Source organism: Streptomyces laculatispora, from assembly GCF_017353455.1.
Classification (GTDB): domain Bacteria; phylum Actinomycetota; class Actinomycetes; order Streptomycetales; family Streptomycetaceae; genus Streptomyces; species Streptomyces laculatispora.
The window spans coordinates 1-19,987 of sequence record NZ_JAFMPZ010000504.1; the positions used below are offsets into that span (position 1 = coordinate 1).

The window sequence follows — 19,987 nt, forward strand, 5'->3', positions numbered from 1 at the left end:
GTTCTCGCTGAGTCGGCTGCTCATCCACTCCAGGGCGGCGGGAATCTCCCGGCGCCAGGTGTTGAAGTTGTGCCCGCCGCTGCCGAGCACGATCGACGAGGCCTGCGCGGGCGACCTCACCTTGGCCAGGAACTTCCGCGTGTCGGCGTAGTTCGCCTCGCCGTGGCGGGACGTCGTCACCAGGAAGGACGAGTCGGGCATCGGCCGGTGGTCCAGGGTCCACAGCAGGTCGGCGTGGTCGCGTGCCCGCTGGTCACCGTGGAAGAGGTCACCGGTCGTCGGGTCCTCGGCCGCCCTGTAGTAGGCGGAGAGCCCCGCGCTCGCCGTGAACCGGCCCGGGTGGTGCAGCCCGATCTTCAGGGCGCAGTAGCCGCCGGTCGAGTTGCCGATGAGGCCCCAGTTGCGGGCCCGATTGCCGACCCGGTAGGCGGCCGAGATGGCCCGCGGCAGGTCCTGCGCGAAGAACGTCTCGGTCTGCGGACCACCCTTTATGTCCACGCACTCGGTGTCCCGCGGCGGCGCCAGCGTCGGCCGCAGCATCACCAGGATCATCGGCTGCGACCGCCCCGCCTTCACCTGATCGAGTGCCGTGCGCGGGTACCGCAGCCCCTTGAGGAGGTTCTCCGAAGTGCCCGGGTAGCCCGTGAGCACCACGACGGCGGGGAATTTCCGCCGGGCGTACGCCTCCTGGAAGTACTCCGGCGGCAGATACACGTACGCCGAGCTCTCGATCTTGGAGTGCCGCCCCGCGATCACGACCTTGTCGATCCGGCCGCCCCTGGTGGGCAGTGATCCGCCCGGCACATCGGGCCGCTGTGTCCCCACCCGGACGATGTTCTTCGCGGCCAGGGTCCCGGAGGCACGGTCGGTGACCACGCCCAGTTCCTGCTTCTGGCCGAACAGGTCCGCCCAGGAGCCGTAGAAGAGGAACGAGTTGTTGGCCAGCAGGCCGACCGAGGCGAAGACCGCCACCTGGGTCGCCAGCAGCAGGCCGACCCTGCCGAACACCATGGGCACACTGCGCCGGGCGAACCGCGGCCAGAGCCAGATCGTGACGGCGAACAGCACGACGGCGAGCGCGATCGCCAGGATCAGCACTGCCTTGCCGGTAAGGCCCATGGCGGTTGAACTTTCTTGTCAGGAAATTTCCGGGATACGGGTGAACCCACAGCCCGGAAGGCTCGTCCTAGAGGTCGCACATCGTCCGCAGGGCTCCGGCCGGCGGACTCCAAGAATCTCTCGCGGAACCACGGGAAACCATGTCTGTCACGCTAGATGGGGATAAATCGGGATCGGTTCCGAATAGCGCACGCAAGTTCGTGCGCGGACCGCGACCAGAAACCGTACCGGTGCTCGTCGGCACCGCCTGCACCGTAGTCGGCCTGATCGACGTCGCCTCCGGGGTCTTCCCGCGCTTCCGCCACAGCCGGATGCACACCCTCGCCGAAATCCTCCCCGGCGCCCTCGGCCCCTTCGCCGCCGCGCTCTCGCTGAGCGCCGGCGTCCTGCTGCTGCTCCTGGCCCACGGCCTCAAGCGGCACAAGCGACGGGCCTGGCGGGCGGCCGTCGTGCTGCTCCCGGCCGGTGCGCTGTCCCAGTTCCTCTACCGGCACTCGCTGCTGGGCGCGGTCGTCTCACTGGCGCTGTGCTGTCTGCTGGTACGCCATCGTAGTGAATTCGCCGCGCTCCCCGACCCGCGCAGCCGCTGGAGGGCGCTGGCCAACTTCGTCCTCCTCGGCGCGGGTTCGCTCGGCCTCGGCCTGGTCATCGTCAGCGTCCACCCCGGCCGGCTGGTCGGGAACCCCAGCATTGCCGACCGGCTCCAGCACGTGCTGTACGGCCTGTTCGGCTTCGAAGGCCCGGTCGAGTACGCCGGTGTCACCTCCTGGACCGTGGGGTACTCGCTCGGTGCGCTCGGCCTGCTGACCGCCGTCACCACCATCTACCTCGCGTTCCGCCCCGAACATCCTGCCGCCCGCCTCACCGAGGACGACGAGGTCCGGCTGCGCGCGCTGCTGGAGCGGCACGGCCGCCGTGACTCGCTCGGCCACTTCGCGCTCCGCCGCGACAAGGGCGTGGTGTTCTCCCCCAGCGGCAAGGCCGCCGTCTGCTACCGGGTGGTGTCCGGGGTGATGCTGGCCAGCGGCGACCCGATCGGCGACGTGGAGGCGTGGCCGGGCGCCATCGAACGGTTCATGGACGAGGCCAGGGCCCACTCCTGGACGCCCGCCGTGATGGGCTGCAGCGAGACCGGCGGCGAGGTCTGGACCCGCGAGACCGGCCTCGACGCCCTGGAACTCGGCGACGAGGCGGTGGTGGATGTCGCGGATTTCTCCCTCGCCGGACGTGCGATGCGCAACGTACGCCAGATGGTGAAGCGCATTGAGCGCGGCGGGTACGAGACCCGGGTCCGGCGCGTGGCCGACATCGGCGAGGCCGAACTGGCCCGCATCCGGCGGGCCGCGGCCGACTGGCGCGGCACCGACAACGAGCGCGGCTTCTCCATGGCGCTCGGCCGGATCGGCGACGGCGCCGACGGGGACTGCTTCATCGCCACCGCCCACAAGGTCGACGAACAGAGCGCCGAATCCCCGTACGGCGATCTGAAGGCCGTGCTCCACTTCGTCCCGTGGGGCACCGACGGGATGTCCCTGGACCTCATGCGCCGCGACCGCGCCGCCGACCCCGGGATGAACGAGCTGCTGATCGTCGCCTCCCTCCAGGCCGCGCCGCGGCTCGGCATCACCCGCGTCTCGCTGAACTTCGCGATGTTCCGCTCCGCGCTGGCCCGCGGCGAGAAGCTGGGCGCCGGACCGGTGCTGCGGATCTGGCGCGGCCTGCTGATCTTTCTGTCGCGCTGGTTCCAGATCGAGTCGCTGTACAAGTTCAACGCCAAGTTCCGGCCACGCTGGGAGCCACGTTTCGTGGTCTACCGCACCGCCCGCGATCTGCCCCGGATCTCACTGGCGGCCATGCAGGCCGAGGGGTTCGTCAACTTCGCGCTCCCCCGTCCGCTGGCCCGCAGGCTGCCGCAGAGCGGACGGCGTCCGTGCGCGCACGCGCCGGCGACCGCCGGGGAGCACAGCGCCCACGCGGCGTGAGAGGCCGCCGGACGGGGCGCGGCGAGGCGCCGGAGCGTCCTGGGACGGGGCCCGCCCCGCTCGAACGAATTCGAGAGCCCGGCAAAGGAGCTGTCGGGGCGTTCCGGTAACGCCGCGGGGTGCCGTGCCGGGCGCCGCGACCCCGGCCCTGACCCTCCGGACAGGCTCTAGGCTGGGCGTATGAGTACGTTGCGTGGACGAGGCACGGTCCAGGGCCTGCCGGAGTGGGACCGCTGCGCGGTCATGGGTGTCGTCAATGTGACCCCCGACTCCTTCTCCGACGGGGGCCGCTGGTTCGACACCACGACGGCCGTCAAACATGGTCTCGACCTGGTCGGCGAGGGCGCCGACCTCGTCGATGTCGGCGGTGAGTCGACCCGCCCCGGCGCCAGCCGGGTGGACGAGTCCGAGGAGCTGCGCCGGGTGGTCCCGGTGGTCCGGGGTCTGGTCTCGGAAGGGGTCACGGTCTCCGTGGACACCATGCGGGCCCGGGTCGCCGAGCAGGCCGTCGACGCCGGAGCGGTCCTCGTCAACGACGTGAGCGGCGGCCTCGCCGACCCGGACATGGTCCCGGTCGTCGCCGCCGCCGCGGTGCCCTTCGTCGTCATGCACTGGCGCGGCTTCAGCGAGTCCATGAACAGCCGGGCGGTCTACGGGGACGTCGTCGCCGAGGTCGTCGAGGAGCTGCGGGTCCGGTTGGACGCCGTGGTCGCCGGCGGTGTCGCGGCCGAACGGATCGTGATCGACCCCGGTCTCGGCTTCGCCAAGGACGCCGGCCACGACCTCTCGCTCATCGCCCGCCTGGACGCGCTGCACGACCTGGGCCGCCCGCTGCTGGTCGCCGCCTCCCGGAAGCGGTTCCTGGGCCACGTACTGGCCGGAGCGGGCGCCGCCCCGCCGCCCGCCCGCGAACGCGACGCGGCCACCGCCGCGATCTCCGCGCTCTCCGCCCGCGCCGGTGCCTGGGCCGTCCGGGTCCACGAGGTACGGGCCACCGCCGACGCCGTACGCGTCGCCCGCGCCGTCGAGGGAGCCGCGTGAACGAGTCGCGGGACGAGCACGCGGACGCGGCCGCCGACATCGAGGCGGTCGAGCAGGCGAACACCGCCTTCTACGAGGCGATGGAGCGCGGGGACCTCGACGAGCTCACCGCCCTCTGGCTGCCCGGCGAGGACCTCACCGTCTCCTGCGTCCACCCCGGCTGGCCGGTGCTCACCGGCCGCGGCGAGGTGCTGCGCAGTTACGCCCTGATCATGGCGAACACCGAGTACATCCAGTTCTTCCTGACCGACGTCGGGGTCTCCATGACGGGCGACACCGCCCTGGTCACCTGTACCGAGAACATCCTCAGCGGCGGTCCGGCCGAGGAGGGCAGCTCACTGGGGCCGCTCGTGGGGCAACTGGTGGTCGCCACCAATGTGTTCCGGCGCACTCCGGACGGCTGGAAGCTCTGGTCCCACCACGGTTCGCCCGTTCTGGCCGAAACCGGTGAGGAAGAGGACGAAGAGTCCCCCACCTGAATGGGTACAAGCCCGGTGGAGACTCGAAAAGCAGCTCCCGGGGATTGGAATCAGGCGCATCCGGGTATCAGCGGCTACCAGCCCCGTGCGGTCCCCCGCGGCCCCCACGGGCGAGTGCTGTCGGTGCTCGCAGGTAGATTCCAATGAGGGCAGGACGCCGCCCGCACGCGGCCCGTGCCCCTACGACCAACAACAGCAGGAGTGATTCGCGTGGATCGTGTCGCGCTGCGCGGCCTCAAGGCCCGTGGGCACCATGGCGTCTTTCCCCGGGAACGGGAAGAGGGACAGACGTTCATCGTGGACCTGGTGCTCGGCCTCGACACCCGTCCCGCGGCAGCCGCCGACGACCTGACGAAGACCGTGCACTACGGCGTGGTCGCGGAGGAGGTCGTCGACGTCGTCAAGGGCGAACCGGTCGATCTGATCGAGACGCTCGCGGAGCGCATCGCCCAGCAGTGCCTCAAGCACGAAGGCGTCGAGGAGGTGGAGGTCGTGGTGCACAAGCCGGATGCGCCCATCACCGTTCCCTTCGACGACGTCACCATCACCATCACCCGGAGCCGAGCATGACTGCATTTTCTACCGAGGGGCAGAGCGACCCGACCGTACAGCCGGTTCCCGCCTCCGTGGTCGAGCAGGTGGACGCCGCGGACATCACCCTCTCCAACCCCAAACGCGCCGTGATCTCCCTGGGCTCCAATCTCGGCAACCGCCTGGAGACCCTGCAGGGTGCCATCGACGCCCTGGAGGACACCCCCGGCCTCCGGGTCAAGGCGGTCTCCCCGGTGTACGAGACGGAGCCGTGGGGCGTCGAGGCCGGCTCCCAGCCGTCGTACTTCAACGCGGTGGTCGTCGTGAAGACGACGCTGCCCCCGTCCTCCCTGCTGGAGCGCGGCCAGGCCATCGAGGAGGCCTTCGACCGGGTCCGGGAGGAACGGTGGGGTCCGCGCACGATCGACGTCGACATCGTCGCGTACGCCGACCTGGTCTCCGACGACCCGGTGCTCACCCTCCCGCACCCGCGGGCCCGCGAGCGCGCCTTCGTCCTCGCCCCGTGGCACGACGTGGATCCCGCGGCCCAACTGCCCGGCGTCGGCCCGGTGGCCGATCTGCTGGCCGGTGTCGGCCGCGGCAGCGTACTGCCCCGGGCCGACCTGGAACTCCGGCTGCCCGAGTAGTCGTTAGGCTCACAGGAACAGCGGGACGGATCACAGGCGGCGAAGGGCGGCTCACCCGGTGAAGCAACTACGGCTCGGAGTACTGGCCGGCCTCTTCGTCGGCGCGGGGGTGCTGTCCTGGGGCGGCGCCCGCCTCTGGGACGCCCTCGGCACCCTGCCGAGCGTGCCGCTGGCCGCGCCCATCGTGCTCGCCGTGATCGCCGTCGTCCTGCTGGCGACGGCGCTCTCCATCCGCTCCCGGCTGCGCGCCCAGCGTGAGCGCCGGCCGGGTGCGAAGGGCGTCGAACCGCTGATGGCGGCCCGCGCCGTGGTCTTCGGCCAGGCCAGCGCCCTCGTCGTCGCCCTGGTCTCGGGGATGTACGGCGGCACGGGCGTCTTCCTGCTCGGCTCCCTCGACATGCCGGCCCGCCGCGACCAGGCGATCTACGCCGGCTTCGCGGTCCTGGCCGGCATCGCGGTCATCGCGGCGGCCCTGTTCCTGGAGCGCGTCTGCAAGCTCCCGGACGACGAGGACGACAACAAGAACGCGGCGGGGGCCTAGCCCACCCACCGCCGCGTTCCCAGGATCCGCCGGGGTCAGCGCGCCATGATCAGGCTCATGGCCTCGGCACGCGTCGCGGGGTCACGGAGCTGGCCGCGTACCGCCGAGGTCAGCGTCTTCGCACCGGGCTTGCGGATACCGCGCATCGACATGCACATGTGCTCGCACTCCACGACGACGACGACGCCGCGCGGCTCCAGGATCTTCATCAGCGAGTCGGCGATCTGGGTGGTGAGCCGCTCCTGGACCTGCGGCCGCCGGGCGTAGACGTCCACCAGCCGGGCCAGCTTCGACAGACCGGTGATCTTGCCGCTGGTCGCCGGGATGTACCCGACGTGGGCCACCCCGTGGAACGGCACCAGGTGGTGTTCACAGGTGCTGAACACCTCGATGTCCTTGACCAGCACCATCTCGTCGTGGCCGAGGTCGAACGTGGTCGTCAGGACGTCCTCGGGCGTCTGGTACAGCCCCGCGAATATCTCCTTGTACGCCCGCGCCACCCGCCCCGGGGTCTCCCGCAGCCCTTCCCGGTCCGGGTCCTCGCCCACGGCGAAGAGGAGCTCACGTACGGCGGCCGCGGCCCGCTTCTCGTCGAACTCGCCGATCGAATCCTGGCCGTCCAGCGTCACCGGGTCGGTCATCTGTGCCTCGTTCCTCTGAACTGTCAGCTGCGTGGACATCCGCGCAGATATACGAAAGCCGCGCCCCCACAGGCTAAAACCTGGAGGGCGCGGCTTCCATTCCGGGCCTGGTCGAGCCCCTGTGACGGGGATCGCACGGTCCGGTATCTAGCTCTCGGGTCGCTCCTCGGGGATCGACTCGGTGGCCGGGACAACGTCCGCGACCGACGAACCGTTCGCCGTGGTGGCGCCGTTGGTGAGGGCGAGCTCCTTCGGGGAGAGCACCGGCGGCCGGGTGGACGGCGTGCGCCGGGCGGAGCCGGTCCACGCCGGACGCGCCGGACGCTTGACGATCGGAGCGAAGATCTCGGCGATCTCCGCCTTGCCGAGGGTCTCCTTCTCAAGGAGCTGGAGAACCAGTGCGTCAAGAACGTCGCGGTTCTCGACCAGGATCTCCCACGCGTCGTTGTGCGCGCTCTCGATGAGCTTCTTGACCTCTTCGTCGACCAGCGCGGCGACCTCTTCCGAGTAGTCGCGCTGATGGCCCATCTCGCGGCCCACGAAGGGTTCGGTGTTGTCGCCACCGAACTTGATCGCACCGAGCCGCTCCGTCATGCCGTACTGCGTGACCATCGCGCGGGCCGTTGCCGTGGCCTTCTCGATGTCGTTCGCAGCGCCGGTGGTCGGATCGTGGAAGACCAGCTCCTCGGCCGCGCGCCCGCCCAGCATGTATGCCAGCTGGTCGAGCATCTCGTTGCGCGTCGTGGAGTACTTGTCCTCCTCCGGGAGCACCATCGTGTAACCGAGGGCGCGGCCGCGGGAGAGGATCGTGATCTTGTGGACCGGGTCCGACTGAGGTGAGGCCGCCGCGACCAGGGCGTGTCCGCCCTCGTGGTACGCGGTGATCTTCTTCTCCTTCTCGGACATGATCCGGGTCCGCTTCTGCGGACCCGCCACGACGCGGTCGATGGCCTCGTCGAGCATGCTGTTGTCGATCAGCTTCTTGTTGCTGCGCGCCGTGAGGAGCGCCGCTTCGTTCAGCACGTTCGACAGGTCGGCACCGGTGAAGCCGGGCGTACGACGGGCAACGGCGCCGAGATCGACGTCCGGTGCGACCGGCTTGCCCTTCTGGTGGACCTTGAGGATCTCCAGCCGGCCGATCATGTCCGGCCGGTCGACCGCGATCTGCCGGTCGAAGCGGCCCGGGCGCAGCAGCGCCGGGTCGAGGATGTCCGGCCGGTTCGTGGCGGCGATCAGGATGACGCCGCCCTTCACGTCGAAGCCGTCCATCTCGACGAGCAGCTGGTTCAGCGTCTGCTCGCGCTCGTCGTGACCGCCGCCCATACCGGCACCGCGGTGCCGGCCGACGGCGTCGATCTCGTCGACGAAGACGATCGCCGGAGCGTTCGCCTTGGCCTGCTCGAAGAGGTCACGCACCCGGGAGGCACCGACACCGACGAACATCTCGACGAAGTCGGAACCGGAGATCGAGTAGAACGGGACGCCCGCCTCGCCGGCGACGGCGCGTGCGAGCAGCGTCTTGCCGGTACCGGGAGGCCCGTACAGCAGGACACCCTTGGGGATCTTGGCGCCGACGGCCTGGAACTTCGCCGGCTCCTGGAGGAACTCCTTGATCTCGTAGAGCTCCTCGACCGCCTCGTCCGAGCCCGCCACATCGGCGAAGGTCGTCTTCGGGGTGTCCTTGGTGATCAGCTTGGCCTTGGACTTGCCGAACTGCATGACCTTGGAGCCGCCACCCTGCATCTGGTTCATCAGAAACAGGAAGACGACCACGATGAGAACGAAGGGCAGCAGCGAGAAGAGGATCGAGACGAACGGGGACTGCTTCGACGGCGAGACGGTGTAACCCTTCCCGATGTCACCGCTCTCGAACTTCTTCTGCAGCGTGTCGGCCAGCTCGACGCCCTGGTTGCCGATGTAGCTCGCCTGGAACTTGCTGCCGGACTCGCCGGAGAGTTTCTGGCCGTTCTTCAGCTCAATCTTGAGGATTTGATCGTCACCGGTGGTGAGCTTGGCCTGCTCCACCTGGTTCTTACTGATCGCCTGGATCACCTTGCCGGTGTCCACCGTCTTGTAGCCGCCGGACGAGCCGACGACCTGCATCAACACGACCACGGCGAGGACGGCCAGCACGATCCACATGACCGGCCCACGGAAGTATCGCTTCACGTCCATCCATACGGAGCGAAGTCGCCCCGTCCCTCCTGCCCGTAGGTAAATGCTGCGTGTGAGTAAAGACTGTTCTTCGGACGGTACCCCAGCATTGTCACCGACGACCGCCGGGGACGTCTGTCAAACCTGCCTTCGAAGGCTCAACGGCGGGAAATCCGTGAGGGTTCCCCGGAGTCGGCGCGGGTTGCGCCGCGTCGTGGTCAGCCGCCGTAGACGTGCGGGGCGAGGGTGCCGACGAAGGGGAGGTTGCGGTACTTCTCCGCGTAGTCCAGCCCATAGCCGACGACGAACTCGTTGGGGATGTCGAAGCCGACCCACTTGCAGTCGAGCGCGACCTTCGCCGCGTCGGGCTTGCGCAGCAGGGTGCAGATCTCCAGCGAGGCGGGCTCGCGCGAGCCCAGGTTCGACATCAGCCAGGACAGGGTCAGACCCGAGTCGATGATGTCCTCGACGATCAGGACGTGCTTGCCCTTGATGTCGGTGTCCAGGTCCTTGAGGATCCGGACGACACCGGAGGACTGGGTGCCCGCACCGTACGAGGAGACGGCCATCCAGTCCATGGTGACGGGGGTGGACAGGGCGCGCGCCAGGTCCGCCATGACCATCACCGCGCCCTTGAGGACACCGACGAGGAGCAGGTCCCTGCCCGCGTACTCCGCGTCGATCTTCGCGGCCAGCTCGACGAGCTTCGCGTCGATCTCTTCCTTGGTGAGGAGCACCGACTGAAGGTCGGTGCCCATGTCCTTCTCGTTCACCCGCGTCTCTTTCTTTGCCTGCCGGGTCCGGGTGGTGTCCCGGACCTGCGCGGCCGCTCGCCTGCATGTCAGCCGCTTGTGCGTCAGCTCTGCCGAATCACCAGTCTGCCACCCTGGCGCAGGGCTTCGACGCGGCCGGGGAGGTTGATGGCCTGCTGGCCGCGCCATCCGGTGATGAGACGGTCGACTTCCTCGATGTGCCGGGCGAACAGGGAACCGGCCGGGGAGCCCGCCTCTATGGCCGCCCGGCGCAGTACCCGGCGGCGGACGGCGGGCGGCAGAACACAGAGCTTGGCGCACTCCAGCCGGCCCGCGTCGTCGCGTACGTCACGCTCGGCCTCGGCGGCCCAGGTGTCCAGGGCGTCGGCGTCGTCACGGGAGAGCTGCGCCGTACGGGCCAGGGCCTCGACGACTCCTTTGCCCAGCGCCTTCTCCAGGGCGGGCAGGCCCTCGTGACGCAGCCGGGAGCGGGTGTAGGCGGGGTCGATGTTGTGCGGGTCGTCCCAGACCGTCAGGGACTGGACCAGACAGGCCTTGCGGGCGGTCTGCCGGTCGAGCTGGAGGAAGGGGCGGCGGTAGCGGCCGGCCGGGCCGGACGCGGCGGCCATGCCGGAGAGGGAGCGGATGCCGGAGCCGCGGGCGAGGCCCAGCAGCACCGTCTCCGCCTGGTCGTCGCGGGTGTGGCCGAGCAGGACGGCGGCGGCGCCGTGGCGTTCGGCCGCCGCGTCCAGTGCGGCGTAGCGGGCGTCACGGGCGGCGGCCTCGGGCCCGCCGCCGTGGCCGACCCGCACCGCGACGGCCTCGACCGGGTCGAGGTCCATGGCGGCGAGACGGCCGACGACCTCGGTGGCCCGGGTGTCGGAGCCATCCTGGAGGCCGTGGTCGACGGTGATCCCGCCGGCCCGGACGGCGAGTTTGCGGGCCTCGAAGGCGAGGGCGGAGGCGAGTGCCATGGAATCGGCGCCACCGGAGCATGCCACCAGCACCAGCGGGGTATCGGGGCGTTCGGGGAGTGCGGCGCGCCGCCTGCCGGCGCCGGCTTCCGCGAGCTCGGGGTGCGGGGCGCGTCCGGCGTGCGGAGCGCGTTCGGTCTGTTCGGTGAAGTCGGTGAGTACGTCGTGGAGTACGCGGCGGACCGCCAGGCGTATCGCCGCGACCGCAGGATGGGGACCCATGTCCGGTGCCCTTCGTGAAGTTTCGGAGAGGTGCCTCGGAGTGCCGGGACAGGAAAGAGTGCCGTCACTCAGAGTGCGTCGATGGTGACAGAGCAATGCGGTCCATCGAGCATTGCACGCCTTCCCATGCCCCTACGGTCCCTCGGATGGGTGATTACCGGCGCGTTCGCCTGTGACTACGAGCCCCTGTTCGCGCCGTGATCATGACTCTGCCCTACGGTGCACCCTCGCGATCCAGTCCTCCGGCTTGGCGATCTCCGCCTTGGTCGGAAGGGTGTTGGGCGAGGTCCAGACCCGGTTGAAGCCGTCCATGCCGACCTCGTCGACCACGGCGCGCACGAACCGCTCGCCCTCCTGGTACTGGCGCAGCTTGGCGTCGAGGCCCAGGAGCTTGCGCAGCGCCTGATCGAGCCGGCTCGCGCCGCGCGCCCTGCGCTGCTGGAACTTCTCCCGGATCTCGCCGACGGAGGACACCACCTCGGGGCCGACGCCGTCCATCACGTAGTCCGCGTGCCCCTCCAGCAGGGACATCACCGCGGTGAGCCTGCCGAGGATCTCGCGCTGGGCGGGGGTCTGCACGACCTCGACGAGGCTGCGCCCGCCGTCCTCGCCCTCCTCGCCCTCGGGCCGGCCCCCGGCCAGCGACTGGGCGGCCTCGCGGAGCCGTTCCAGCACCGTCATCGGGTCGACGTCGGTCTCGTCGAGGAATGACTGGATCTCGCCCTGCAGATGGTCGCGGAGCCAGGGCACCGCGGTGAACTGGGTGCGGTGGGTCTCCTCGTGGAGGGCGACCCAGAGGCGGAAGTCGTGCGGGTCGACCTCCAGCTCCCGTTCGACGTGGACGATGTTCGGCGCGACCAGCAGGAGCCTGCCGCCGCCGTCGGCCGAGGCGGGGAGGTCACGGGTGGCGGGGGCGAACGTCTCGTACTGGCCGAGGACCCGGGAGGCCAGGAACGACAGCAGCATCCCCATCTCCACCCCGGTCACCTTGGAGCCGACCGCGCCGATCACGGCGCCGCCCGTGCCGCCGCCGCGCCGTTCCTCCATCTTCTCCAGGAGGGGGCGCAGCAGCTCGCGGAAGCCCGCCACGTTCGCCTTGATCCAGCCGGTCCGGTCGACGACCAGGACCGGGGTGTCCTCCGGTTCGGTCCCCTCCGGGATCATCCGGGTGAAGGCACGGACGTGTTCCTCCGCGGCCTTGGCATGCCTGCGCAGCTCTGCGACGACCTCGCGGGCCTCCTCGCGGCTGATCTCGGGCCCCGGCCGCACAAGTCGGGTCGCGGTCGCAACCGCGAGATTCCAGTCGACCATCCCCGCACCACCGATGCTCGTCATGCGTCAACCGTACGTGCTCGGCCCTTGATGCGGTGAGGTGTTGACCGGCTCAGCTCTTACCGGCGGCCAACGCGGTCGCGAGCGAGTCGAGGCCGGACTGGGCGCCGGACGGGTCGGTGGTGTCCGATGCCAGGAAGGCGAACGCGAGCAGCCGGCCGTGTGCGTCGACGACCGTTCCGCAGAGGGTGTTGACGCCGGTGAGCGTGCCGGTCTTGGCGCGGATCAGGCCGGTGCCGCCGGACTTCGTCGTGTAGCGGCCGCTCAGCGTGCCGCTGAAACCGGCCACCGGGAGCCCGCTGAGGACGGAGCGCAGTTCGGGGTGGTCCGGATCGGCCGTACGGGCGAGCAGACCGGCGAGCAGTGCGGCGGTGACCTTGTCCTGGCGGTTCAGTCCGCTGCCGTCGGCGAAGTTCACGCCCTTCAGCGGCAGTTTCAGCTTCTTCAGCTGGGCGGTGACGGCCCGTCGGCCGCCGTCGAAGTCCGCCGGTTCGCCAGCGGCCAGCGCGGTCTGCCGGGCGAGTGCCTCGGCGATGTCGTTGTCGCTGTTGGTCAGCGCCCGCTCGACGAGGCCGGACAGCGGGACGGAGAGGTGCCTGGCGACGGCCCTGGACTTCGCGGCCGCCCGACCTGCCCCGGGTCCGGACCCGGTGTCGATCCCGGCCTCGCGCAGCAGTCCGCCGAAGGCGTCGGCGGCATCCCGGGCGGGGTCCTCGCTGCGCGGGGCGGGTCCGCTCGCGGTGTCGTCGAGGCGCCCCTCATTGACCATCAGCGCGCTCAGCGGGGCGATGTTCTCGTTGGGGCCGATCGGGTGGTGCGCGGGCCCGGAGTAGCCGGAGGCGTCGTACCGGAGCCGGACCTCGTGGGCCCCGGCGTCCTTCAGCGCGCGTGCGGTGTCGGCGGCCAGGGCGCGCAGGGCCGCCCGGTCCAGGGTGGGGTCGCCGCCGCCGACCAGGGTCACGGTGCGGGAGTCGGCGGAGACCCGGACGGTGGTGGCGATGCGGTGGTCGGGGCCGAGCGCGGTCAGGGCCGCGACCGTGGTGGCGATCTTGACCGTGGAGGCCGGTGTCATGGGGGTGTCGGCCCCCTTCCCGTACAGCCGCTCGCCGGTGGCGGTGTCGATGACGACGGCGCTGGGCCGGGGTCCGAGCGCGGGGTCCTTCAGCAGCGGGCCCAGTACGGCGCGGAGTCCGGCCGCTTCGCCGTCCGGGGCATCGGGGGCTTCCGGCGCGGAACGGTTGGCGGCGGTGCCCAGCGCCGCCAGCACGGCCGGGGCGCTGGGGGCGGGGGCCGGTCCGCCGGGTGCGTCGGGGTCGTGATGTGCGCCACCTGTACGGGCCCGGGCGGCCGCCCAGTCCTGCTCGGCCTTACGCTGACCCGAGTCCCAGGGACCGGCGGCAAGGACGGCGCCGGCTGCGAGCGTCAGGCCGAGAACGGCACAGACGGCCGTGAACTGCCAGTCGCTCAGCCCGTTCCGCAGGTCGAGGTGGTCCGTCAGGGCCGCCCTGCTGAGCTTGCCGAACGGATTGATCGACGGTCTTTTCACTGGCTCTGCCACCGTTGACCAGCCCCTTTCGCGAGCACACATCTCCGTGGGGGACACTTAACCATCAGTCGTATGTGTTGATCATGGAGGAGCCACCCGTGGAGTTCGACGTCGTTATCGAGATCCCGAAGGGTTCGCGGAACAAGTACGAGGTGGACCACGAGACCGGTCGGATCCGCCTGGACCGTCGACTCTTCACCTCGACCAGCTACCCGGCGGACTACGGTTTCGTCGAGAACACCCTCGGCGAGGACGGCGACCCGCTGGACGCGCTGGTCATCCTGGAGGAGCCGACCTTCCCCGGCTGCCTCATCAAGTGCCGCGCGATCGGCATGTTCCGGATGACCGACGAGGCCGGCGGCGACGACAAGCTGCTGTGCGTACCGGCCTCCGACCCCCGGGTGGAGCACCTGCGCGACATCCACCACGTGTCGGAGTTCGACCGCCTGGAGATCCAGCACTTCTTCGAGGTCTACAAGGACCTGGAGCCCGGCAAGTCCGTCGAGGGCGCCGACTGGGTCGGGCGCGCCGAGGCCGAGGCCGAGATCGAGAACTCGTACAAGCGCCTCGAGGCGCAGGGCGGCGCTCACTGACGTTCCGCCAGCGGTTCCGTCCACGGTTCCCCTCGCGGTTCCGTTTATGGCTCTGTGCACGCGACGGGCGGCACACCTTCACCGGTGTGCCGCCCGTTTCGTGTGTGCGCCCATCTCCGCGGCCATACTGGGCAGGAGCGCTACCGAAGACGCGCAGCCGATGGTGAGTGAGGTCAGTGGTGGCGGAGCCGGGCGGTCCTGAGGACCAGAAGCCCCAGTCCGACGAGGCACGCAGCGCATTCTCCCAACCCGCCGGGGTGGGGAAGCCGCCGCCGTCCGAGGAGGACCACCCGACGTCGGAATTCGCCCTTCCGTCCGGTCTGACGCCTGAGCCGCAGGGTTCGGGATCCGCCTCGGGAACAGGTTCCGCTTCCGGTTCCGGAGCGGCCTCGGGATCGGACACGATCGGCTCGGCCTTCGCCCCGCCGCGCACCTACAGCGCCCGGGACTCGCCCGCCTTCACGCCCGCGCACGGCATTCCGATGGTCCGGCTGACCAAGGAAGCCCCCTGGCAGGACCGGATGCGCACGATGCTGCGGATGCCGGTCGCCGAGCGCCCGGCGCCGGAGCCCGTCCAGAAGCCCGACGACGCGGGTCCCGCGGTGCCGCGCGTGCTCGACCTGACGCTGCGTATCGGGGAACTGCTGCTGGCGGGCGGCGAGGGCGCCGAGGACGTCGAGGCGGCGATGTTCGCCGTGACCCGCAGCTACGGCCTCGACCGCTGCGAGCCGACCGTCACCTTCACGCTGCTGTCGATCTCGCACCAGCCCTCGCTGGTCGACGACCCGGTGACGGCGAGCCGTACGGTACGCCGTCGCGGCACCGACTACACCCGGCTGGCCGCGGTCTTCCGGCTCATCGACGACATCACCACCGAGGAGGAGGTCTCCCTGGAGGAGGCCTACCGGCGCCTCGCGGAGATCCGGCGGAACCGGCATCCGTACCCCGGCTGGGTGCTGACGCTGGCCGGCGGCGGACTGGCCGGCGCGGCATCGGTGCTGGTCGGCGGTGGCGCGCTGGTGTTCGCGGTGGCGGCGCTCGGCGCGATGCTCGGGGACCGGCTGGCCTGGCTGTGCGCCGGGCGCGGGCTTCCGGAGTTCTACCAGTTCGTCGCGGCGGCGATGCCGCCCGCCGCGATGGGCGTGGCGCTCACCCTCACCCACTGGTCCGACGTACGGCCGTCGGCGGTCATCACCGGTGGGCTGTTCGCCCTGCTGCCGGGGCGGGCTCTGGTGGCAGGGGTGCAGGACGGTCTGACCGGCTACTACATCACCGCGGCCGCGCGGCTCCTCGAAGTCATGTACTTCTTCATCGGCATCGTCGCCGGGGTGCTGCTGGTGCTGTACGGGGGCCTCCAGCTGGGCGCCGAGCTGAACCCGGAGGCCCGGTTCATCTCGCACGACCGGCCGGTGATCCAGATCCTGGCGTCGATGGTGCTGAGCCTGGCCTTCGCGATCCTGCTCCAGCAGGAGCGGTCCACGGTGCTGGCGGTGACCCTCAACGGCGGTGTGGCCTGGGTGATCTACGGGGCGATGGCCCGGACCGGCGGTATCTCGCCGGTGGCGGCCACGGCGGTGGCCGCCGGTCTGGTGGGGCTGTTCGGGCAGTTGTTCTCTCGGTACCGCTACACCTCGTCGCTGCCGTTCATCACGGCCGCGATCGGTCCGCTGCTGCCCGGTTCCGCGACGTACTTCGGTCTGCTGGGCATCGCGCAGAACGAGCTGGACCGGGGGCTCGCCTCGCTGTCGACCGCGGTGGCGACGGCCGGGGCCATCGCCATCGGGGTGAATCTGGGAAGCGAGATCTCCCGGCTGTTCATGCGGGTGCCGGGTGCGGTCAGCGGCGCGAACCGCCGCGCGGCCAAGCGGACGCGCGGCTTCTGAGGCCGCGAGAAGGGCCTGGGAAGGACGGACCCGGGAAGGGAGGGCCCGGGAAGGACGGGCCCGGGAAGGGCGTCAGCGCTTGGCGTGACGGCCACGGCGCCCGGCGGCCGGGTCCTGGCCCTCGTCGTCTCCTGCGGCCGCTTCCTTCTTCGACTTGCTGCGGGCCCGCAGGAACTCGATGCCGATCGGCACGACCGAGATCAGGACGATCAGGATGAGCATCGCCTCGATGTTCTTGTGCACGAACTCGATCTTGCCCAGGACCGCGCCCAGGAGCGTCACCCCGACGCCCCAGAGGACCCCGCCGATGATGTTGAACGTGATGAACGAGCGGTAGTTCATCCGGCTCACACCGGCGATGATCGGTGTGAACGTCCGCACGACGGGCACGAAGCGGGCCAGGATCAGCGACTTCGGGCCGTACTTCTCGAAGAACTCGTGGGCCTTCTCGACGTTCTCCTGCTTGAAGAGGCGGGAGTCCGGGCGGTTGAAGAGCGACGGGCCGACCTTGCGGCCGAAGAGATAGCCCACCTGGTCACCTATGACCGCGGCCAGCGCGACCAGGAGGCAGACCAGCCACAGCGGGGTGTGCAGCTTGTCCGTCGTCACCAGCAGACCCGTGGTGAACAGCAGGGAGTCACCGGGCAGGAAGAACCCGATCAGCAGCCCGGACTCGGCGAAGACGATGACCAGCACACCGATCAGCCCGAACTGCCCGATGAGATGGTCCGGGTCCAGCCAGCTCGGTCCGAGCGCAAGCGTATTCAAGGGTCCGGGCTCCAGGATGTGGTCGATGGCGGCTGCGTGGCCGCCCAAAGCTATCAACGCAACGGAGCCCCTCCGGGTTCCACTGGCCCTCGCGAAGATGCACATGGGGCGAACCGGGGCAAAACTCGGTCCCAGGAGGTGCCACAACCATGGGCATTGATGATTACGGCGGTGGCCAGACGGCACAGGCCGATGTGCTGGTCGTCACCACCAATGACGTACCGGGCCACCAGGTCACCCAGGTCATCGGTGAGGTGTTCGGCCTGACCGTGCGCTCCCGCCATCTGGGCAGCCAGATCGGTGCCGGCCTGAAGTCCATGATCGGCGGCGAACTGAAGGGCCTGACCAAGACGCTCGTCGAGACCCGCAACCAGGCCATGGAGCGGCTGGTCGAGCAGGCGAGGGCGCGGGGCGCCAACGCGGTGCTGATGATGCGCTTCGACGTGTCCGAGGCGGCCGACGTGGGCACGGAGGTCTGCGCGTACGGAACAGCCGCGGTGATCAGCAAGCTGTGAGCGGTCACGGGGGTGGGGCGCCCCACCCCCGTGAGCACGCGTCCGCCTACTCCTGACGCTCCGCGTTGGCGTCGATCGCGTCGCGCAGGTGCTCGGCCAGGCCCGTCCGCATCGACTCGTAGAACGCCTTGAACTGCGGATCCGCGACATACATCGCGCCGAGCCCCTGGTGGATCTCCGTCGTGCAGTCGTAGAACCAGGTCGTGATGTGGAGCCGGTGCTCCTCCGCGAGGTCCATCGCGCGCTCGCCGGTGGCCGGCTCACCGGCCGCCATCAGCGCGTCGTACCGCTCGCCCCAGGAGGCGACCTCCGCCTGCATCCGCTGCCAGTCCTCCTTGGTGTAGCGGGCGGTCCGGCGCTGCGACTCGGCGTAGGTGCTGGTGCCGCCCCAGCGCCGCTCGGCCTCCTGCGCATGACGCTCCGGGTCCTTGTCGCCGAAGACCTCGAACTTCTCCTCGGGCGTGAGATCGATGCCCATCTTCCGTGCCTCCATGGCTGTCTCGACCGCTGCGGCCATCCGCTGCAGTTCGGCGATCCGGTCCGACAGCAGCGCGTGCTGGCGGCGCAGGTGTTCCCGCGGGTCCGCGGCCGGGTCGTCGAGCAGGACCGCGATCTCGTCGAGCGGGAAGCCGAGCTCCCGGTAGAACAGGATCTGCTGGAGCCGGTCGAGATCGGCGTCGTTGTAACGCCGGTGGCCCGCGTGGCTGCGCCCGCTGGGCGAGAGCAGCCCGATGCCGTCGTAGTGGTGCAGGGTGCGCACCGTGACCCCGGCGAATCCGGCGACCTGTCCCACGGAGTGCTCCATGGCTCCGCGCCCCTTTCCGTGTGCTGAGTACGTGTCCGAGCCTGCGCCCTGACGTGACGTGAGGCGCAACCCCGAAATGCCGCCGCATTCCGACTCTTTGGGGGTTATGAGTCTTTTGTCTCGCTAGGGTGAGCCGATGTCCACCGACTCCGCCGTCTCCGCCGAAACAGCCCCCGCGCGCCGGCTGCTGCCGATCCTCGTACCCTCACTGGCCGTCGGAGTGGTCTCGGCCCTCGTCCTGCTCGGCGTCAGCCTGCTCGCGGACCAGTTGCAGGACGTGCTCTGGGAGACGCTCCCCGACGCCCTGTCGATCGGCCGGTACTCCTCGCTGTGGATGATCGTGATGCTCACGGCGATCGGCCTGGTGACCGGTCTGGCCATCCGGGCCGTGCCCGGCCGGGCCGGACCCGATCCGGCGACCATGGGCCTGGTCGATGCGCCGCTGGCGCCCGGCGTGGTGCCGGGGCTGCTGGTGGTGACGGTCCTGGCGCTGGCGGGCGGAGTCAGCCTCGGCCCGGAGAACCCGATCACCGCGGCCAACATCGCGCTGGCCTACTGGGCGGGGCGCCGGTTCGCGCCGGACGCCCCGGCCGCACTGTGGGTCGCGCTCGCCGCGGCGGGCACCGTCGGCGCGCTGTTCGGCACACCCGTCGCCGCCGCGCTGATCCTCACCGAGACGCTGGCCTCGCGCCCCGGCCCCGGAGCGCTCTGGGACCGGCTCTTCGGGCCCCTCGCGGCCGGGGCGGCCGGGTCTCTCACCATGAACCTGGCCGCCCACCCCAGCCTCGACCTGTCACTTCCCGCGTACACCCACACCCACTGGAGCGACCTGCTCTCCGCGATCGTGATCGCCTCCGCCGGGGCCGTGCTGGGGCTGGCGGCGGTGTACGCCTTCCCGTACGCGCACAAGGCCTTCCGCGCCCTGCCGAACCCGGTCCTGGCCCTGACACTGGGCGGGCTCCTGCTCGGCCTGCTCGGAGCGCTCGGTGGCCACCTCACCCTCTTCAAGGGGCTGGACGAGGTGAAGCAGCTCACCGCAGACCCGAGTGGCTGGTCGTCCGCCGAATTCGGGCTCATGGCGGTGGTGAAGGCCGCGGCCCTGCTGGTCTCCGCGGCCTGCGGCTTCCGGGGCGGCCGGATCTTCCCGGCCATCTTCTCCGGCGTGGCACTCGGCCTGTGCGCCCACGCACTCGTCGACGCGGTGCCGGTGTCCCTCGCGGTGACCTGCGGGGTGCTCGGAGTACTGCTGGCCATCACCCGGCAGGGCTGGCTCAGCCTGTTCACGGCCGCGGTCCTGGCCTCCGACATGACCCTGCTCCCGCTGCTCTGCGTCGCCTCGCTGCCGGCCTGGCTGCTGGTGACGGGGCGGCCCCAGATGCAGCTGCGCGAGGACGGTACGCCGCTGCGGTGAACCCGGGCGGGTGGCGCCGCGGCCGGGCCCGTCCGGCGCGCCGGACCCGCA

Annotated in this window: 19 protein-coding genes; 10 read left to right on the forward strand and 9 right to left on the reverse strand. The window is 70.4% G+C overall.

Annotation, left to right across the window (positions count from 1 at the left end; all coding sequences use genetic code 11):
- A partial coding sequence (locus J1C73_RS25910) for an alpha/beta hydrolase (RefSeq protein WP_207318515.1) occupies positions 1-1,119 on the reverse strand: 1,119 nt, incomplete at its 3' end.
- 140 nt (positions 1,120-1,259) lie between these two features.
- On the opposite strand from J1C73_RS25910, the gene J1C73_RS25915 reads away from it, so the two are divergent.
- The 6 genes from J1C73_RS25915 to J1C73_RS25940 all read left to right on the forward strand — a co-directional run bounded on the left by J1C73_RS25915 (position 1,260) and on the right by J1C73_RS25940 (position 6,340).
- Positions 1,260-3,101 carry a phosphatidylglycerol lysyltransferase domain-containing protein gene (locus J1C73_RS25915; RefSeq protein ID WP_207318516.1) on the forward strand — a complete coding sequence of 614 codons (1,842 nt, stop codon included), beginning with the start codon at positions 1,260-1,262 and terminating at the stop codon, positions 3,099-3,101.
- Positions 3,102-3,281: 180 nt separating this feature from the next.
- Positions 3,282-4,142, forward strand: a complete 861-nt coding sequence (gene folP, locus J1C73_RS25920; protein ID WP_443732227.1) for a dihydropteroate synthase — start codon at positions 3,282-3,284, stop codon at positions 4,140-4,142.
- Positions 4,139-4,621 (forward strand): nuclear transport factor 2 family protein, encoded by a 483-nt coding sequence (locus J1C73_RS25925; RefSeq protein WP_123460061.1) that lies wholly within the window; start codon positions 4,139-4,141, stop codon positions 4,619-4,621. The genes folP and J1C73_RS25925 overlap by 4 nt, the downstream gene beginning before the upstream one ends.
- Before the next feature lie 210 nt (positions 4,622-4,831).
- The gene (folB, locus tag J1C73_RS25930) at positions 4,832-5,191 is read left to right on the forward strand and encodes a dihydroneopterin aldolase (protein ID WP_024493348.1); all 360 of its coding nucleotides are present in this window, start codon (positions 4,832-4,834) and stop codon (positions 5,189-5,191) included.
- Positions 5,188-5,799 carry a 2-amino-4-hydroxy-6-hydroxymethyldihydropteridine diphosphokinase gene (folK, locus tag J1C73_RS25935; RefSeq protein WP_207318517.1) on the forward strand — a complete coding sequence of 204 codons (612 nt, stop codon included), beginning with the start codon at positions 5,188-5,190 and terminating at the stop codon, positions 5,797-5,799. Before folB ends, folK begins: the two co-directional genes overlap by 4 nt.
- A 58-nt stretch (positions 5,800-5,857) precedes the next feature.
- The gene (locus tag J1C73_RS25940; protein WP_123460063.1) at positions 5,858-6,340 is read left to right on the forward strand and encodes a DUF3180 domain-containing protein; all 483 of its coding nucleotides are present in this window, start codon (positions 5,858-5,860) and stop codon (positions 6,338-6,340) included.
- A 35-nt stretch (positions 6,341-6,375) separates the two neighbouring features.
- Here the strand turns inward: J1C73_RS25940 and folE are convergent, their stop codons facing one another.
- The 6 genes from folE to dacB all read right to left on the reverse strand — a co-directional run bounded on the left by folE (position 6,376) and on the right by dacB (position 13,973).
- Positions 6,376-6,981, reverse strand: a complete 606-nt coding sequence (folE, locus tag J1C73_RS25945; protein WP_207318518.1) for a GTP cyclohydrolase I FolE — start codon at positions 6,979-6,981, stop codon at positions 6,376-6,378.
- A gap of 147 nt (positions 6,982-7,128) precedes the next feature.
- Positions 7,129-9,156: an ATP-dependent zinc metalloprotease FtsH gene (gene ftsH / locus J1C73_RS25950; protein WP_207318519.1), complete on the reverse strand. Its 2,028-nt coding sequence runs from the start codon at positions 9,154-9,156 to the stop codon at positions 7,129-7,131.
- A 197-nt stretch (positions 9,157-9,353) separates the two neighbouring features.
- Positions 9,354-9,893, reverse strand: a complete 540-nt coding sequence (gene hpt / locus J1C73_RS25955) for a hypoxanthine phosphoribosyltransferase (protein ID WP_123462079.1) — start codon at positions 9,891-9,893, stop codon at positions 9,354-9,356.
- A gap of 98 nt (positions 9,894-9,991) precedes the next feature.
- Positions 9,992-11,083: a tRNA lysidine(34) synthetase TilS gene (gene tilS, locus J1C73_RS25960; protein WP_207318520.1), complete on the reverse strand. Its 1,092-nt coding sequence runs from the start codon at positions 11,081-11,083 to the stop codon at positions 9,992-9,994.
- A gap of 201 nt (positions 11,084-11,284) precedes the next feature.
- A complete protein-coding gene (locus tag J1C73_RS25965; protein ID WP_207318521.1) occupies positions 11,285-12,418 on the reverse strand; it encodes an Rv3626c family coenzyme F420 biosynthesis-associated protein in 1,134 nt (377 codons plus the stop codon).
- Between the two features lie 49 nt (positions 12,419-12,467).
- Complete coding sequence (gene dacB / locus J1C73_RS25970) at positions 12,468-13,973, reverse strand: D-alanyl-D-alanine carboxypeptidase/D-alanyl-D-alanine endopeptidase (protein WP_307797799.1); 1,506 nt, start codon at positions 13,971-13,973, stop codon at positions 12,468-12,470.
- A gap of 86 nt (positions 13,974-14,059) precedes the next feature.
- Between dacB and J1C73_RS25975 the strand changes: the two genes are divergently transcribed.
- Both J1C73_RS25975 and J1C73_RS25980 read left to right on the forward strand, forming a co-directional pair.
- Positions 14,060-14,554 carry an inorganic diphosphatase gene (locus tag J1C73_RS25975; RefSeq protein WP_123460069.1) on the forward strand — a complete coding sequence of 165 codons (495 nt, stop codon included), beginning with the start codon at positions 14,060-14,062 and terminating at the stop codon, positions 14,552-14,554.
- Positions 14,555-14,730: 176 nt separating this feature from the next.
- Positions 14,731-16,437, forward strand: coding sequence for a threonine/serine exporter family protein (locus tag J1C73_RS25980; protein ID WP_207318523.1), 1,707 nt, complete (start codon positions 14,731-14,733; stop codon positions 16,435-16,437).
- A gap of 72 nt (positions 16,438-16,509) precedes the next feature.
- Here the strand turns inward: J1C73_RS25980 and J1C73_RS25985 are convergent, their stop codons facing one another.
- The gene (locus J1C73_RS25985; RefSeq protein ID WP_207318524.1) at positions 16,510-17,205 is read right to left on the reverse strand and encodes a DedA family protein; all 696 of its coding nucleotides are present in this window, start codon (positions 17,203-17,205) and stop codon (positions 16,510-16,512) included.
- A 149-nt stretch (positions 17,206-17,354) separates the two neighbouring features.
- Between J1C73_RS25985 and J1C73_RS25990 the strand changes: the two genes are divergently transcribed.
- On the forward strand, positions 17,355-17,720 hold the full coding sequence (locus J1C73_RS25990; RefSeq protein ID WP_207318525.1) for a YbjQ family protein: 366 nt from the start codon (positions 17,355-17,357) through the stop codon (positions 17,718-17,720).
- 46 nt (positions 17,721-17,766) lie between these two features.
- Here the strand turns inward: J1C73_RS25990 and J1C73_RS25995 are convergent, their stop codons facing one another.
- The gene (locus J1C73_RS25995) at positions 17,767-18,525 is read right to left on the reverse strand and encodes a MerR family transcriptional regulator (RefSeq protein ID WP_207318526.1); all 759 of its coding nucleotides are present in this window, start codon (positions 18,523-18,525) and stop codon (positions 17,767-17,769) included.
- A gap of 136 nt (positions 18,526-18,661) precedes the next feature.
- Here J1C73_RS25995 and J1C73_RS26000 point away from each other — a divergent pair, with 136 nt between their 5' ends.
- Positions 18,662-19,936, forward strand: coding sequence for an ion channel protein (locus J1C73_RS26000; protein WP_207318527.1), 1,275 nt, complete (start codon positions 18,662-18,664; stop codon positions 19,934-19,936).
- Positions 19,937-19,987 lie beyond the last annotated feature (51 nt).

Bases quoted from the DNA above. Each gene is read 5' to 3' on its own strand.
- J1C73_RS25915 (WP_207318516.1), top strand. From the start codon at position 1,260: ATGTCTGTCACGCTAGATGGGGATAAATCGGGATCGGTTCCGAATAGC.
- folP (WP_443732227.1), top strand. From the start codon at position 3,282: ATGAGTACGTTGCGTGGACGAGGCACGGTCCAGGGCCTGCCGGAGTGG.
- folK (WP_207318517.1), top strand. From the start codon at position 5,188: ATGACTGCATTTTCTACCGAGGGGCAGAGCGACCCGACCGTACAGCCG.
- folE (WP_207318518.1), bottom strand. From the start codon at position 6,981: ATGACCGACCCGGTGACGCTGGACGGCCAGGATTCGATCGGCGAGTTC.
- ftsH (WP_207318519.1), bottom strand. From the start codon at position 9,156: ATGGACGTGAAGCGATACTTCCGTGGGCCGGTCATGTGGATCGTGCTG.
- hpt (WP_123462079.1), bottom strand. From the start codon at position 9,893: ATGGGCACCGACCTTCAGTCGGTGCTCCTCACCAAGGAAGAGATCGAC.
- tilS (WP_207318520.1), bottom strand. From the start codon at position 11,083: ATGGGTCCCCATCCTGCGGTCGCGGCGATACGCCTGGCGGTCCGCCGC.
- J1C73_RS25965 (WP_207318521.1), bottom strand. From the start codon at position 12,418: ATGACGAGCATCGGTGGTGCGGGGATGGTCGACTGGAATCTCGCGGTT.
- J1C73_RS25990 (WP_207318525.1), top strand. From the start codon at position 17,355: ATGGGCATTGATGATTACGGCGGTGGCCAGACGGCACAGGCCGATGTG.
- J1C73_RS25995 (WP_207318526.1), bottom strand. From the start codon at position 18,525: ATGGAGCACTCCGTGGGACAGGTCGCCGGATTCGCCGGGGTCACGGTG.
- J1C73_RS26000 (WP_207318527.1), top strand. From the start codon at position 18,662: ATGTCCACCGACTCCGCCGTCTCCGCCGAAACAGCCCCCGCGCGCCGG.